This is a genomic window from Treponema sp. OMZ 805, from assembly GCF_050937395.1.
GTDB lineage: Bacteria > Spirochaetota > Spirochaetia > Treponematales > Treponemataceae > Treponema.
Window position 1 is genome coordinate 295,499 of record NZ_JACCLP010000001.1, and the last position, 15,331, is coordinate 310,829.

15 protein-coding genes and 1 pseudogene are annotated in these 15,331 nt (G+C 45.4%); 11 read left to right on the forward strand and 5 right to left on the reverse strand.

The features are described from left to right. Positions 1–67: 67 nt before the first annotated feature. From HGH47_RS01330 to HGH47_RS01365, 8 genes are all read left to right on the forward strand, one after another. Positions 68–1,834 (forward strand): phospho-sugar mutase, encoded by a 1,767-nt coding sequence (locus tag HGH47_RS01330; protein WP_253675342.1) that lies wholly within the window; start codon positions 68–70, stop codon positions 1,832–1,834. Continuing rightward, complete coding sequence (locus HGH47_RS01335; protein ID WP_212565091.1) at positions 1,831–2,481, forward strand: 3'-5' exonuclease; 651 nt, start codon at positions 1,831–1,833, stop codon at positions 2,479–2,481. The genes HGH47_RS01330 and HGH47_RS01335 overlap by 4 nt, the downstream gene beginning before the upstream one ends. Further along, complete coding sequence (locus HGH47_RS01340) at positions 2,478–3,227, forward strand: biotin--[acetyl-CoA-carboxylase] ligase (protein WP_212565090.1); 750 nt, start codon at positions 2,478–2,480, stop codon at positions 3,225–3,227. Before HGH47_RS01335 ends, HGH47_RS01340 begins: the two co-directional genes overlap by 4 nt. A gap of 282 nt (positions 3,228–3,509) precedes the next feature. Beyond that, positions 3,510–4,094, forward strand: coding sequence for a TetR/AcrR family transcriptional regulator (locus HGH47_RS01345; RefSeq protein ID WP_230974374.1), 585 nt, complete (start codon positions 3,510–3,512; stop codon positions 4,092–4,094). Positions 4,095–4,191: 97 nt separating this feature from the next. After that, complete coding sequence (locus HGH47_RS01350) at positions 4,192–5,949, forward strand: ABC transporter ATP-binding protein (RefSeq protein ID WP_212565089.1); 1,758 nt, start codon at positions 4,192–4,194, stop codon at positions 5,947–5,949. Positions 5,950–5,993: 44 nt separating this feature from the next. After that, positions 5,994–6,425, forward strand: a complete 432-nt coding sequence (locus tag HGH47_RS01355) for a GNAT family N-acetyltransferase (protein ID WP_212565088.1) — start codon at positions 5,994–5,996, stop codon at positions 6,423–6,425. A 4-nt stretch (positions 6,426–6,429) separates the two neighbouring features. Beyond that, positions 6,430–8,187 carry an ABC transporter ATP-binding protein gene (locus HGH47_RS01360; RefSeq protein ID WP_212565087.1) on the forward strand — a complete coding sequence of 586 codons (1,758 nt, stop codon included), beginning with the start codon at positions 6,430–6,432 and terminating at the stop codon, positions 8,185–8,187. A 126-nt stretch (positions 8,188–8,313) separates the two neighbouring features. Then, positions 8,314–9,000 carry a GTP pyrophosphokinase gene (locus tag HGH47_RS01365; RefSeq protein WP_212565086.1) on the forward strand — a complete coding sequence of 229 codons (687 nt, stop codon included), beginning with the start codon at positions 8,314–8,316 and terminating at the stop codon, positions 8,998–9,000. A 38-nt stretch (positions 9,001–9,038) separates the two neighbouring features. On the opposite strand, the gene HGH47_RS01370 is transcribed toward HGH47_RS01365, so the two are convergent. From HGH47_RS01370 to HGH47_RS01390, 5 genes and pseudogenes are all read right to left on the reverse strand, one after another. Further along, the gene (locus HGH47_RS01370) at positions 9,039–9,473 is read right to left on the reverse strand and encodes a CC/Se motif family (seleno)protein (RefSeq protein WP_269140260.1); all 435 of its coding nucleotides are present in this window, start codon (positions 9,471–9,473) and stop codon (positions 9,039–9,041) included. A 116-nt stretch (positions 9,474–9,589) separates the two neighbouring features. Next, positions 9,590–10,027 (reverse strand): annotated as a pseudogene (locus tag HGH47_RS01375) (hypothetical protein); the annotation flags it as partial. Between the two features lie 58 nt (positions 10,028–10,085). Further along, positions 10,086–11,456, reverse strand: a complete 1,371-nt coding sequence (gene mnmE / locus HGH47_RS01380; protein WP_253675337.1) for a tRNA uridine-5-carboxymethylaminomethyl(34) synthesis GTPase MnmE — start codon at positions 11,454–11,456, stop codon at positions 10,086–10,088. Between the two features lie 33 nt (positions 11,457–11,489). Further along, positions 11,490–12,125 carry an adenylate kinase gene (locus HGH47_RS01385; protein WP_212565084.1) on the reverse strand — a complete coding sequence of 212 codons (636 nt, stop codon included), beginning with the start codon at positions 12,123–12,125 and terminating at the stop codon, positions 11,490–11,492. A 22-nt stretch (positions 12,126–12,147) separates the two neighbouring features. Next, positions 12,148–12,837: a late competence development ComFB family protein gene (locus HGH47_RS01390; protein WP_212565083.1), complete on the reverse strand. Its 690-nt coding sequence runs from the start codon at positions 12,835–12,837 to the stop codon at positions 12,148–12,150. 150 nt (positions 12,838–12,987) lie between these two features. Between HGH47_RS01390 and HGH47_RS01395 the strand changes: the two genes are divergently transcribed. Genes HGH47_RS01395 through dctP form a run of 3 tightly spaced genes read left to right on the forward strand, consistent with a single transcriptional unit; the run spans position 12,988 to position 15,323 of the window. Continuing rightward, on the forward strand, positions 12,988–13,242 hold the full coding sequence (locus HGH47_RS01395) for a hypothetical protein (RefSeq protein WP_212565082.1): 255 nt from the start codon (positions 12,988–12,990) through the stop codon (positions 13,240–13,242). Positions 13,243–13,268: 26 nt separating this feature from the next. Continuing rightward, the gene (locus HGH47_RS01400; protein WP_212565081.1) at positions 13,269–14,240 is read left to right on the forward strand and encodes a TRAP transporter TatT component family protein; all 972 of its coding nucleotides are present in this window, start codon (positions 13,269–13,271) and stop codon (positions 14,238–14,240) included. A gap of 51 nt (positions 14,241–14,291) precedes the next feature. After that, positions 14,292–15,323: a TRAP transporter substrate-binding protein DctP gene (dctP, locus tag HGH47_RS01405; RefSeq protein ID WP_253675335.1), complete on the forward strand. Its 1,032-nt coding sequence runs from the start codon at positions 14,292–14,294 to the stop codon at positions 15,321–15,323. The last annotated feature ends 8 nt before the right edge of the window (positions 15,324–15,331 follow it).

The window sequence follows — 15,331 nt, forward strand, 5'->3', positions numbered from 1 at the left end:
TCAATTCAAGTTTTTAAAGATGCCTTAGAGATATTCTGATATTGATTATTGAGAGGAGACTCGATTTATGGATAGTAACACCATTCTGACCTATGCAAAGCAGTATATGGCGGAAGAAACCGATCCGGCATTCGTAAAAGAAGTGGAAGAACTTATTGCAAAAAACGATGAGAAAGAGCTGTTTGACCGTTTTTACCGTCAATTGGAATTCGGTACCGGCGGTTTGCGTGGAATTATCGGCGGCGGAACAAACCGGATGAATCCTACGGTGATTAAAAAGGCAACACAGGGACTTGCTGACTATATCATAGAAACATTCCCGGAAAAAGCAAAAAGCGGAAAATTAAAGGCCGTCATTGCGTATGATTCGCGCCGCTATTCCGATGTATTTGCAGAGTCAACCGCCCTCATCTTTGCGGCGAACGGTTTTACCGTGTACCTGTTTTCGGCATTGCGCCCGACACCGGAGCTTTCCTATGCAATCCGGCAGCTCGGCTGCGACACCGGCGTTGTTGTTACCGCTTCTCACAATCCGCCGCAGTATAACGGATACAAAGCCTATTGGAACGATGGTGCACAGGTCATTCCGCCCCACGATAAAGGGATTATCGACAAAGTAAACGCGGTTAAAAAAATTAACATGATGAACCGCGACGAAGCGATTAAAAGCGGTAAGCTCATCATTATCGATAAAGAGATAGACGAAAAATATTGGGCAAGCGTTAAAGCCAAGCTGCACCGCGGCGATTTAATCAAAGAGATGTCTAAGTCCGTAAAGATTGTCTACACCCCGCTACATGGCACCGGTGCGATGCATGTTGAAAAAGTGCTCGGCGATATGGGCTTTAACATTATCACCGTGCCGGAACAGCGTGAACCGGACGGAAATTTCCCGACAGTGAGCTATCCTAACCCCGAGGATCCTGCAGCATTAAAAATGGCGATTGAATTGGCGGAAAAAGAAGGAGCTGACATTCTGATGGCTACCGACCCCGATGCAGACCGTTTCGCTTCGGCGGTAAAAGACGAAAACGGAAAAATGCGCCTTATTACCGGTAACCAGATGGGAGCGCTCTTTACTGACTATCTTTGTCTTACTGCAAAAGAGTTTGGTGTAATGCCTGAAAAGCCTGCTATTGTGCGTTCTATTGTAACATCAAGCCTCTGTGACCGCATTGCAGAAAAATATGGGGTTGAAACCTTTGAATGCTTGACGGGATTTAAATGGATTTGCAATAAGGCTGACGAGATTTCCAAAAAAGGCTACCACTATATTTTCGGTTTTGAGGAAAGCTACGGCTATAATTTCGGGATGGAAATCCGCGATAAAGACGGTATTGCGGCATCCGCCATCTGTGCCGAAATGGCGCTTTACTGGCGTAAACAAGGAAAGAGTTTGTTAGATCGTTTAGACGAACTTTTTAAACAGTACGGCTTCTACTGCGAAAAGACCATCAATAAGGTATTCCCGGGTGCGGAAGGCGTTGAAATTATGAATAAGATGATGGCAAAACTCCGCAAGTCTCCGTTAAGAGAGATTGGCGGTGTAGAAGTATGGACTATTTGGGATGTAAAGAACTCAGTTCACTACAATCCTCGTACTCCCGAAAAGACAACGCATATATATATCCCTGTAAGTGATGTACTGCGGCATTTTATGGAAGACGGAACAATCGTCAGTATTCGTCCAAGCGGTACCGAACCCAAGATCAAAATTTATATTATTCATCCTGAGTTTATGAGGGAGAACAACAACGATCTCGAAGCTGCGCGGAAGCAGGCAGAGAAAAAAGTTGAAATATTTGAACGAAGTCTGGACTACGATCTTAGATGACAAGTTATGATTGGCTGGCTGCCGTATACGACACGGCAGCCTTTATCGCTTTTGATACCGAAACAACCGGACTTGATCCCTCATCAGGGAGAATCGTCGAAATCGGCGCGGTAAAGTTTGACCGGCGCGGTATCATCGCCCGATACAATGTGCTGATCAATCCCGAAATACCGATGCCGGAAGAAGCGGGCAAGGTAAACGGAATCACCGATGCGATGCTGAAGGATAAACCGCTCATTGCTGCCGTTTTTCCCGACTTTTCCGATTTTATCGGTACCGGTGTTCTAGTTGCGCACAATGCTCCGTTTGACATAAACTATGTTAATGCGGAGTTAAAGCGCGCCGGAAAACCGCCTTTGACCAATAAAGCCGTCGATACGCGGATATTTGCAAAGGAAGTATTTCCCGGACTTTCCAGCTATGCATTGCAGGATCTTGCCGTGCAGTTCGGCATTACGGCGCTGGAAGCTCACCGTGCCGAAGACGACGCCCGCGTATGTATGGAGCTTTTTGAAAAAATTTTAAGCAGATTTTTAAAAAACAATCCCGAACTGGTAGAAAAAATCCGTGCGGAAACGGATGCTGCCAGCCTATTAGCCCCTGAAACGGAGCAAATAGAGAAAGATTATTCACGGAGTTTATTTTGATACCTCAACAAAAGCGAGAAACGACCTCGATTCCAAACCCTTTTAAGGCGCCTGTGTATTATTACGCACGCACCGATTCTACCTTACAAGCCGCCCGCGAGTGCCTTGCAGACGGTTGTCCTGACGGCACATTCATCTACGCCGGCTACCAAACGGAGGGGCGCGGCCGCATGGCCGATCGGCAGTGGCTTTCTCCTGCAGGGGAAAACCTACTCGGCACCCTTATTTTAAGGCAGCCTGCATCCACCGATTTTACGCTGCGGATAGGGCTGGCAGCCAGTTTAACGATCGATTCGTTTTTGCCGTCATCTGTACGGACTGCTGTTAAATGGCCGAATGATATCTTTATCAACGGTAAAAAAGCTGCCGGTATCCTATGCGAAAGCGCGGGCGGCTGTGTGCTTGCCGGTATCGGCATCAACCTGCTTCAAACGGCCTTTTTGCGGAGTATTGAACACACGGCAACTTCGCTCGCGATGATTATCGGAGCCGATAGGTGCCCTACGTTTGAAGTGTTTATCCCTGCACTACTTACTCAAATACAGGAATGCCTCAACCGCAACGATTGGAATGAAGAAATCAGCCGTCGGCTGTGGAAGCGAGGCTCTGTAGTGCGTTTTATGCGCGGGCAACAGGAGAGCGACATCGTCGAAGGTATACTAACCGGTATCGCTCCGGACGGGGCGCTGTGCATTACGGAAGAGGATAAAGAGCGCCGATATTATTCAGGCGAGCTGATCTATTAATCAGTTTGCAGAAACCGTTAAAAATAAAACCTGTTCGGAAACTTCCGTTTCTGAACAGGTTACCTTGAAATGCGATGTTCTCGCATCATGCTATTTGTGCGATGCGCGAACTCGTCGACCTATTCGAAAACGAAAGTTTCAGAATAGGTCGAGCATTTATATCTTGCATCTTTTTTTTAATTGCGTTATAGTCTCCATTACAGTGTAATATTACGTTGTAATATTATTTGTGAGGAGGATGATTTTATAGCAAGGAATTTTCAGCAAACGCACGAAAACCTTTTGCAATGTGCAAAAGCGCAGTTTTTAGCATTCGGCTTTGAACGGGCAAGCATCAGGGATATTTGCAAGGAAGCGCATGTAACCAACGGCGCATTTTATAATCACTTTAAGGATAAAGAAGCGCTCTTCGGCGCCGTGGTAGAACCGGTGTTTCAAACTATTTCACAGATGTATCACGATGCCGCAGCTGAGCAGTTTGCCTTGGTAAAAACCGACGATCTTTTACAGCTGTGGAAGCATGAAGAAGAAACGCTGTGCAGTATGATCGAGTATATCTACGCACATTTTGAAATATTTCAGCTTTTGCTGATGTGCTCTGCCGGTACAAAATACGCAGATTTTCAGGATATGGTGGTGCGTGCCGAAATGCGGGAAACCAAAAAGTTCCTTGCCGAACTAAAGCGGCGGGGTGTTCCCGTTCGGGATTTAGAAGATGATGAATGGCATATCCTTGTGCATGCGCATTATGCTTCCCTTGCCGAACTGGTGCTGCACAATTATCCAAAAGAGACCGCATTAAAATATGCCCATACGCTGGGGACTTTTTTCGGTGCAGGCTGGAAAGCCGTGTTGGGGATTCCGTAATGGGGAGCAAGCAAACTACGGCAGCAATCTTGATCTATCAGGAGATAGTAGGCATCTTTTAAAAACTCGGTTAGATTTTTTATGGAGAGGAGTATCTATGGATATTATAAAAAAACATATAGGACAGATTATCTTTCCGGTGTTTGTTGCAATTCTCGGTGTTGCGTGCGGCATTGTTCCATACTTTGCAGTCGCTTCTATTGTTACGCAGCTGATAAACGGTGTAACCGATTACCGCGTTTTCTTACCGTACGCAGGGCTTATCCTTGCAGGATTCGCTGGCTCGATTATCGGGCATTCGATATCAACCATCGGTTCGCATAATTTAGCATTCAGTATTATTGAAGATACACGGAAGCGGGTGATAGAAAAGCTTAGCCGCCTTTCGATGGGGACGATAGAAGAAAAAAGCAGCGGCAAGTGGTCTCAGTTTGTGGTAGAAACAGTGGATAAAATGGAACAACCGATTGCGCACGTCATTCCCGAAGTACTTGCCAACGTCATCATTCCGATTGTGATTGTCGTGATTGTTTTTATACTGAACTGGAAGATCGCTCTTGCAAACCTCGTAACCTTGCCGCTTGGTATGCTCTTTTCGATGCTGATGATGAAAGACTATGAAGCAAAATCAAAACGCTACATCGAAGCCTCAAAAAAAATGAATGCCGCCGCTGTCGAATATATTCAAGGGATAAAAGTGATCAAGGCGTTTAACAAGTCGGCATCATCCTATGATAAATTCCAAAAAGCGGTGGAGGATAACCGGGACTCTATGCTCGACTGGTATTTGAGCGTGTGCTTTGCAATGGTTGCCGCGATGGAAGTGCTGCCGTCTACTCTCCTTGTCGTACTGCCGGTGGGCTTGTACCTCTTTATGACCGGCGGCATTGCGATTCCTACGTTGATTATGTGCATACTGCTTTCGTATGCTTCATATAAGCCGCTTCTCAAAGCGATGGCGTATACGGATGCGATGGCGAATGTGCGGGTCGTGTTCGGCGAAATACAATCAGTACTCGATTTACCGGAGCTGGTACGGCAAGACACCGCCCCCGCCCCGCACGGCTATGATGTGCGCTTTGAAAATGTGGTATTCGGCTACGGCGGCGTACTGAGCGAAACAACCGGCACTGCTGATAAAAACGGCGCCGCTGCCAAGGACAGCGCAAAGGTGTTCGACGGATTGAACTTTACCGCAAAGGAAGGAGAGCTGACTGCGATTGTGGGTTCTTCCGGCAGCGGCAAGTCTACCATCGCAAAACTGCTGGCAGGCTTTTGGAATATCGAAAGCGGACACATCACCATCGGCGGCGCTGACATCGGCAGCATGAGTTTGGAGCGGAATATGCAGCTGGTTACCTACGTTTCGCAGGAAAACTTTTTGTTCAACAAGACCATTCGCGAAAACCTCAAAATGGCAAAAGAAGATGCAACCGATGCAGAAATCGAAGCCGCCTGTACAAAGGCGAGCATCCATGACTTTATCAAAAGCCTGCCTGCAGGGTATGACACCAATGCGGGAAACGCAGGCAGTAAGTTTTCAGGCGGCGAGCGGCAGCGGCTCACCATTGCCCGTGCACTGCTGAAAGACAGCCCCATTGTCGTACTTGACGAAGCGACCGCCTACTCAGACCCGGAAAACGAAGCCATTATCCAAAAGTCCATCGACAATCTTGTAAAGAACAAAACCGTTATTATGATTGCACACCGCCTTTCCACGATTGTCAATGCCGATAAAATCATCGTGCTGGAAAAAGGAAAAATTGCCGCCGAGGGAACCCATCAGGAGCTTTTGCAAACTTCACCACTCTATCAAAAAATGTGGCAGTCCCATATCCGCAGCAGGGATGATTAGGAATTGATAATTGATAATGGGTAATTATAGGAGACTGAACTTTGATGATACGGAATATACGGCTTGAGGACGCAAAAGCTATCCGGGATATTAGCGAAGTTTCGCTTGGGTATAAAACAACGGAAGCGGTAACCGAACGGCAAATTGCAAAACTCATCTCCGATAACCGGCATTTTATCAGGGTGTACGAAGATGATGAAACGCACACTGTGGCTGGCTTTATTCATGCCGAATCCTATGAGCTTTTGTACAAAGAACCCGGTTTTAACATTTTGGGATTGGCTCTTTTATCTGAATATCAGCATAAAGGCATCGGCAAACAATTAGTGCACGCCGTAGAAGCAGAAGCCGCTGCACGGAATTACCGTTTTATCCGACTTAACTCCGGCGAGCACCGCACGGAAGCCCATGCATTTTACGAACACTGCGGATACTCATGTACAAAACTACAAAAGCGATTCATAAAGGAATGGTAAAACGATGTTTGATTTATTGAAGAAGATTTACGCGATTGCGGGGAAGCAATCAAAGCGTATAACAACGATGTTTATTTGCGATATGCTCAAAAGCATATTCGAAGGCTTTACCCTCGGCGGGCTTGGGTATTTTTTGCTAACACTGAGCCGTGCGGTGTTTCAATCACAGCCGGTTACACAGCGCAATATTATCACGGTGTTCTGCATTATGCTTGTCAGCCTTACGGGAAAAATTGTTTTCGGCTATATTTCCGACCGCAATAAAAATATCGCCTCGTATACGATGGGGGCGGAGAACCGGCTCGTTATTGGGGATAGGCTGAAAAACGTACACATGGGGTATTTTTCCGAAAGCAGGCTCGGCGATATTTCGGGAGCGTTGACAACGGTGATTACCGATGTTGAAACAATCGATATGATGATTCTCGAAATGATGTTTGCAGGCAGCATCCAAACGGTTATCATGGCTCTGTTTGTTTTCCCGTATGATATGACAACCGGCTGTATCATCTTTATCACGCTGGTTATTGCAACGCTATTCAATAATGTATTCCAGAAAAAGACTGATGCGGTAACGACAAAACTGACGGAGCTGAAACTGCAACTGCGCACCGATATTTTGGAGTATGTACAAGGGATCGGTGTAGTAAAGGCATTCGGCAGAACAAGCGAAGCGGTAAAAAATGTAACGGAAAGTATTAAAAAAAGCAAAACCGGATTCTTTGCCGTAGAGAAGACGCTTACGCCTTCATTACTGGTTTTTTCGCTGTTGCTTAAACTGGGAACAACTGCCATTATCGTGAGCGCCTTATACCGCTATTCCATAGGTGCAATCGATGTTGAAAAAACACTGATGCTAACCGTAGCAAGTTTTGTAGTCTTCGGCGGTTTTGAAATAGCAGGGACCATGCAGCGGATGCGCGGTGTTGCGGTACAGAATTTGGATACGCTCTTTAAGGTTAAAAATATTCAAGCATTGCCGGAAGGTGCGCTCCTTCCGCAGGGGCATGACGATATTACCGTCAAAAATATTACCTTCGGCTACGGCGGCAAAGAGCACGCTGAAGAAAAGCTCTTCCACAATGTGGATATGTCTATTCCCAAAAACAGCGTAACCGCCTTGGTCGGTTATTCCGGTTCGGGGAAGACAAGCCTGTGCCAGCTGATTGCCCGCTTCTGGGATGTCGATTCAGGTGAAATCACACTTGGCAATACGAATATTAAAGACTTTGCGTACGATGCATTTTTATCAAACTTTACGTTTGTGTTTCAGGATGTGTATTTGTTTGAAGACACCATAAAGAACAACATCAAATTCGGAAAACCGGATGCAACGGATGCGGAAGTGATTGCAGCGGCAAAAGCTGCTCAGTGTCATGACTTTATTATGGAGCTGCCGAACGGTTACGATACCGTACTGCAGGAAGGCGGCAGCAATCTTTCAGGCGGGGAGCGCCAGCGTATTTCCATTGCACGAGCAATGCTCAAGCCCAGTTCCATTGTCATTCTCGACGAAGCGACTTCCAGTGTTGATCCTGAAAACGAAGAAAAGCTGATGAGCGCCCTCGACGAACTGTTGAAAAATAAAACCGCAATCATCATCGCGCATCGGCTTTCAACTATCAAAAATGCCGATCAGATATTCGTCATGGACAAGGGGCGTATCGTCCAGCACGGCACCCATGCCGAGCTGATGCAGCAAGACGGCATCTATGCACACTTTGTCGGTATGCGGGAAACCGCGGCTTCGTGGAGGGTGTAAAATAATTGATAATGTTCTAATGTATAATTGGTAATTAGTGCAATCCTTAAGTATACAACATTACCAATTATACATTGACTGAATTATCCGGCTGCACGAAATTTTAGCGGAAGTGTGAGGTATGTATTGACAAGTGTTACAGTTAAAGAATTGTTGAATAGCGACAAACCCGAAGAGCTATTGGAAGCGGCGTATCCGTTCGCGCATCTGATGATGCAGTATCGTTGCGCATTGCGGGAAGTTCAAACAAAACTGGAAGTTCTTAATACTGAGCTATCGATGGATCAAGACCGTAATCCGTTTGAATCAATCACCTGTAGAATCAAAAAACCGATCAGTATTCTCGGCAAATTAAAAAAGATGGGACTTGATATATCGCTTGAAAATATCGAACACCATTTACACGATGTCGCTGGTATCCGTGTCATTTGTACGTTTCAAAAAGATATTTATGTTCTTGCCGATAAACTATGTGCACAAGATGATATAAAAATTCTCGCCCGAAAAGATTATATTAAAAATCCCAAGCCGAACGGTTACCGCAGTCTGCATCTGATTGTCGAAATTCCTGTTTTCTTTGCCGAAGGGAAAAAATATATGCAGGTGGAAGTACAATTCCGTACTATTGCTATGGATTTTTGGGCAAGCGTCGAGCATAAGATATATTATAAAAAAGAGATTGATCACAACACCGCTCAAATTACGGAAAAATTACGGCTCTGTGCGGAAAATATCAATATGATTGCAACGGAATTGGAAAATATCAGCAGAGAAATAGAAATACAAGAAGAACAGCATTGTCCGCTAGCCTAACAGCTTTACTTTTCTACGCATAATTCTTTCGTATCTTTCTATTGGGCAATTCCTTTTGCAATAAACATTTCTTGCCAAAATGCATTTTCTGCGGTTATGGTTATGGTGCCATTGAGTGTATTGGTTCCTTTTTTTATATACACATCGATTCTGTTTGCTTCAAATTTATCATAGTTGTTAATATCTTTCGGCATTCCGACAATCACGGTCGGATCTACAATAGTACCTCCTCACGATGCTCCCATCGCTACACAATACACAGCCGTCGCTTTTTGCTTACTCAGCGCTGCCAGTGCTTTATCGTCAATCACTACACAGGCAACCGGCTTTTCAGCCCCCGCAGCGGTTTTCGCCTGTTCGTTCGTCGCACAGGTCTGAGCGGCATTTTGCCGTGCTTCACCTTTACAAGCAATAGAACCTAGTATCAGCAAACCCAAACATACATACAAGAATCTTTTTTTATATGTTATCATCATTACTCCTCTCGTCAAATATAATAATGATTCTCAATATGTAGTGTCAAGTCTGAAAGAGAGATACCGTGGGGATGTCTCAAAAGGTGGGTACTTTTTCGGCATTCCCGTTTTCTTTATACCTCAACCTTTCGTTTTAAGAGCCATGCCGAAGTAAAAAAGCATGCAATACCGACTCCAAGGGAAATAAGCGTCGAAACAATAGGAATATTTACAACCATACTTGGGTATGACGCAATCTGCGCTGAATACTCTATACCATATACGGTAACGGGACAATAGACGCTAAACGCCCTTCCGGCCATTGCCTCAATTCTTCCGGTAAAAAAGACCGCACCGGTAAAGATAAGGATAAAGCCTGCGATCCACAGCCCTCGCATCCGTTTAATATTAAAGGAACGCATTATTGTTTGAACGGCAAGCGCAACGTTTCCGACAAATATGAATGACACTAAAGAGCCGAACAGCTTTGCCGCCCGCGAGAAAGTGATCGTTAAATTCATCTTTTCGATCATTCCTTTGGACATCGTTTTAATCGTCTGTTTTTGTTCAAGCTCTATTGCCAAAGAAATACCATTTAAGACGGATTTTGTAAAATTGTAAACTTCCTTCTCACTTGCCGACACAAAAGCCTGAAAATATTTTATCCAGAATATCGTCGGAGCGCACTTCACCGGTAACGCTTCCGAGCGCATGTACCGCTTCTTCCACATCCTGAATGACAGCATCAAGCGGGTACCCGCTGCGTCCTGCTTCAAGCGCGTACTCTACGGCTTCAAGCGCGGCGGTTACCGCTTCCTTTTGCCGCTCCGTCCCGAGCGAAACACCCGCGTCCTGCATCGGCAGTGCGGTATCCGCCGTAACCAGAGCGACAACCGTATCAATCAGTATATCGAGACCGGCGCCCGTTTTTGAGCTCAAGCTCACGGCGGGATACCGCTGCAAAACCGCCGGTAGAGCTTCCGTTCGCCCCTTATCCGCCTTGGTTTGCACGATAATCAGCGGTACGGTACTCCGTTCAATAAACGCACTATCCTCTTCTACCGGCGGCTTTGTCCCATCAATCAAATACAGCACAATGTCGGCTGCCGATGCCAGTTCAACGCTGCGCTGCACCCCTATCGCTTCGATTGTGTCTTCCGTAGCGCGGAGACCGGCAGTATCGAAAATATGTGCGGGAATACCTTTAAAATCGAGTTCCGCTTCAAGCCAATCCCGCGTTGTGCCGTGAATATCAGACACAATCGCGCGGTCTTCTTTTAACAGCGCATTAAAAAGTGAAGACTTGCCTGCATTTGTTTTGCCTGCAAGCACGAGGCGCACCCCTGCCTGATATATTTTTTCCGTCTGCCACGAAGCGGCGAGCTGCTGCAATGCCGAAAGCGGCTTTTTCAGAAGCGCTTCGTCAAAACTATCCGCAATGGTTTCCTCATCTTCGGGATATTCGATACCCACTTCAAGCGCGGCAAGCGCCGTCATTAAATCCGTTGTGATTGTTTCTATTTCTCGAAATACGCTACCGGAAAGCCGTCCGGCAGCCTTTTGCTGCGCCGTACTTGTTTTTGAATCGATAATTTCCCGCACCGCTTCCGCGCGGGTTAAATCCGTTTTGCCGTGTATAAACGAGCGAAAAGTAAACTCCCCGCGCTCCGCAGGACGAAATCCGTTTTTGATACAAAGCCGATAAATTGCTTTTACGATACCCGGCCCGCCGTGGCAGAGAATTTCAACGGCATTTTCACCGGTATTGCTTTTCGGAGCACGGTACACACAGAGAACAACCTCATCGACTTTTATACCTGCATCGTGTATCCAGCCGTACACAAGCGTATGCCCCTGCGCCTGCAGCAAGGCATGAGGACGGGAAAAAAAACGGGAGATAAGCTCAAGACTTCGTGCCCCCGAAGTCCGCACAATACCGAGCGCTGCAGGAGCCAATGCCGTTGCAATAGCGGCAATTTCATCATCGAGTGTGTAATTCAAGCAGTCGTATCCTTATGGGCAGGGTAACAGTCTTTAGTGTTTGCCGGAAAAGAGATTAATAAAGTTCTCCAAAATAACCGCCGGAGCAGGCTGCGCATCCAAGGTTATGAGCAGTTTTTTATTTTGATAAAACTCTATTAAAGGAAAGGTTTGCTCACGGTAAGTTTCAAGTCGCTTGACAATTGCCTCTATTTTATCATCCTCGCGGATAACCAATACACCACGGCAGTTATCGCAAATTCCTTCAACCTGCGGTTTCATAAACTCAATGTGGAAATTCTTACCGCACGAGGGACACAAGCGCCTGCCCGACAGCCGCTTTATCACTGCTTTATCTGAAATATCAAAATTGATAACGGCATCAAGGCTGCAAAAAACTTCCAATATTTCCGCTTGTGCGATTGTCCGCGGAAATCCGTCTAAGATAAAACCGTTTTGCGCATCAGGTTGAGCCAATCGCTCTTTTACCAGAGCAGCAGTTGTTTCATCATCAACAAGCGAACCGGAATCGATAATCTTTTGAATTTTTTGTCCGAGTGAAGTATGTTCTTTTATGGCAGTACGAAACATCGAACCCGTCGAAATATGAGGTATTCCGTAATATTTTGCAGCCTCCGACGCCAACGTACCCTTTCCCGCTCCCGGAGGGCCTAAAAACACCAATTTCATATATAACCTCTAGCTGAAGTTTTTATCCCCTACTGAAAAGATATAAGTCGGGTAAATTATGGCAGCTTTCCGCATCAAGTTCCCGTTTTACACTTAAATCGCTCACCAAACCGAGTTTAAAATGGTAGTGAATAGGGTCGTATCCTTCCCTATCAGCGTGAATATAGAAATTAAAAATCCGTTTTTCGCCTAACGACGATGCAAGTACGGGAAACGGCCAAAACGTATAGGTGCCGGGCGTTTTATGAGAAATGGTATATGGATTATCCCAGAGATGATTCATCTGAGCGACCAAGGAGTCTTCCAAATATAAAGCAACGGGTAGATCGGAAACGGGAGAAAAGGTTTGACCGTCCAAAACACGCCCCGTGATGGTAGGGAAATTAAATACATAACCGGAAGGTAATACTTGTTCAGAAGACGTATGGGAACGTTTTGTGCTAAGAACGGTTTTCATACCTTTAAACGCCAATGTTGAAATATCGGCAAGAAGCTGATCTTTTTCCGACTGATCAATTTGCAAAAAATGAGCCATACCTCTACCGGAAGCCGTATACCGCGGTTTAATTCGGTTTAAAACAAAACAAACCGTATCCAAACGGCACTGCATACAATTACACGTGAACCATGGTTCATTCTTATCTTTTGCAGCATCAAAAACTTTATTCACTTCGTTGTATACGAAATCTTCCATAAGGTTATGTATTGTCATTACAAAAACTCCTACCGGACCAGTATAACGCATCGGCTCGGATTTTGCAATATCACGCCGCCCCCTTTATCAATTATATAAATTGCAAGAGGTTTTGCTCTTGTTATCATATTGCATTCAACGATAAAAAATTCTATAATCAATTTTATTATGTCCGAGAGTGTTGACTGGGAAGATAAAAAATATCAAGAGGTTTTCGATGATGAGACCCGTCTTCTTGTCAGGCGGAGAGCTGCCGATGCAAGTTGCACCGTCGATGATATACAAGGTATCCTCGATTCGCTCTATGTTTTGGATGGGAACAACGCCGAAGGGCGGAGTTCCGTGCAGCAAATCGTACTGTCCGCAACAATCGCCGCTTATGAAGCCTTTATTCATCAATGGCAAAAAGAATTCACCGTTTAGTACCAATAACAAAGAGGACTCCATTTATGACTGTAACTCTAAAAAAAATATATATTTATGTAGCGGCAATGTTTCTGCTCGTGAGTGGTTGCTCCATTAAACATATAGCATTTAATGGCATCGCGAATACGCTCGCCCCTTTCCCCGCACCGAAAACTGAGGCTTCGGGCGGGATTGATGCGGCCGCCGCGCTTACCGGCGAAGATGATATAAAGTTGGTCTCAGAAGTGTTTCCGACGGTATTAAAAACGTATGAAATATTGCACCTCAGCAATCCTAAACACCGCGGCTTGGCTATTATGTCCGGTTCCCTCTATGTTATGTATGCGAACGCTTTCGTCCAAACGCCTGCCGATTACATCCCCGAGACGCAGTTTCAAAAGAAAAATCTTGAATATTTACGAGCAAAAAAATTTTATCTCCGTGGGGCTGATTACGTGATGCAATCGCTCGACAGCGCTTATAAAGGCTTTGCCGAAGCAATGGCTCATTATACGGAAGATACAGGCGCCGCTTTTCTTGCTCGCTGTAGAGTCGCTGATGCTGAATCGCTTTATTGGGCAGGTTGTGGTATCCTCGGAGCATTTTCGCTTGATCCGATGGATACTGATGTACTTGCTGCCGTTCCGGGAGCCGTAGCAATGCTTGAGCGGGCGGCAGACCTGTATTCTGCATTTAACGACGGCGCTGTTTGGGAAGCGCTTGCAGCCTTCTATGCTGCGGCTCCGGAGTCTTTGGGTGGCGGTGCGGATAGGGCGGAAGACGCATATCGAAAAGTGTTGGAGTTGAGCGGCGGGCAGCGACCGTCGGTGTATGTTCTCTATGCGCAGTCTTTTTGTATTCCGGCACAAGACAGTGTCGGCTTCGACGAAGCCTTACGCAAAGCATTGGAAATTGATCCGGCAACCCAGCCGAATAATAAACTCACCATTGCCATCAGCCAAGAAAAAGCTCGATGGCTGCAAAAGATAAAAGGTGATTATTTCCTAGGCGATTAATTTACCTGTGTATCAGTTATTGTGTATCAGTTATATTAAGGAGAAGATACTGTGAGAAAATTTTTGACACTATGTGCTGCCCTATTTATTGCTTCAACGGCTCTTGCTGGCGCTGAATCAATCGTGTTAAAGATAGCAACCGTTGCTCCGTCGCGTTCTCCGTGGGACATTGAGCTTAAAAAAGTTGCAGAGGAATGGAATCGTATTACCGACGGGCAGGTAACGGTAAAAATCTATAATATGACAACCCTCGGTGGGGAAAAAGCGGGTATTCAAAAACTCAAAGCTGCGCGTCCGGGACAGCAAGCTCCGCTCGATGGGGCAATATTTACGATGATCGGTTTACATGAATTGGTACCCGACGCTTATATCTATACGCTTGCATTGCCTTTTTTGCTTCAAAATCAGCAAGAACTCGACAAAGCGCTCAGCGTATATGGCAATAAAATCGAATCAAAAATTAATGCGGCCGGTTATGAGTTGATTGCATGGTCGAATGTCGGGTGGCTCTCTTTTTATACGAAGGAACCCTATAAAACGCTCGGAGAATTAAAGAAAATAAAATTAGCAGTTGCCGGTTTGGATAGCCCTATTTTGAGTGACAGTTTTAAACTGAGCGGTTTTAATGTAACTGATGTTCCTGCTCAAAAATTCTCTCAAATGCTAAAAAGTAAAAATGGCATCAGCGGCTTTTTTGCCGTACATCTTTTGACGTATGCAACAGGGTATTACAAGGATATCAGCTATGCGCTTGATACAAAACTGTGCCCCATTATGGCCGGTTTCGTTATTTCAAAAGCTTCATGGGAAAAAATTCCTAAAAAGTATCATGCCGCTATGAAGGAAGCAATGGATAAAGCCCGTAAGCGACTCAATGAGGCACTTGATGATTCGGATGCCGATTGCGTACGTAAAATGGAAACTGCTGGTGTTACGATGATTCGCCTTTCTAAAGAAGAGCTTAAAAAATGGGAAGAAGAATTTGGTATGAATATTAATGATATTCATCGGGCTTTTCCGAATGCTTTTGATATGGATATGTATCAAAATATTCAAAAACTCGTTGCTCCGATGCGTAAATAACCGTACGA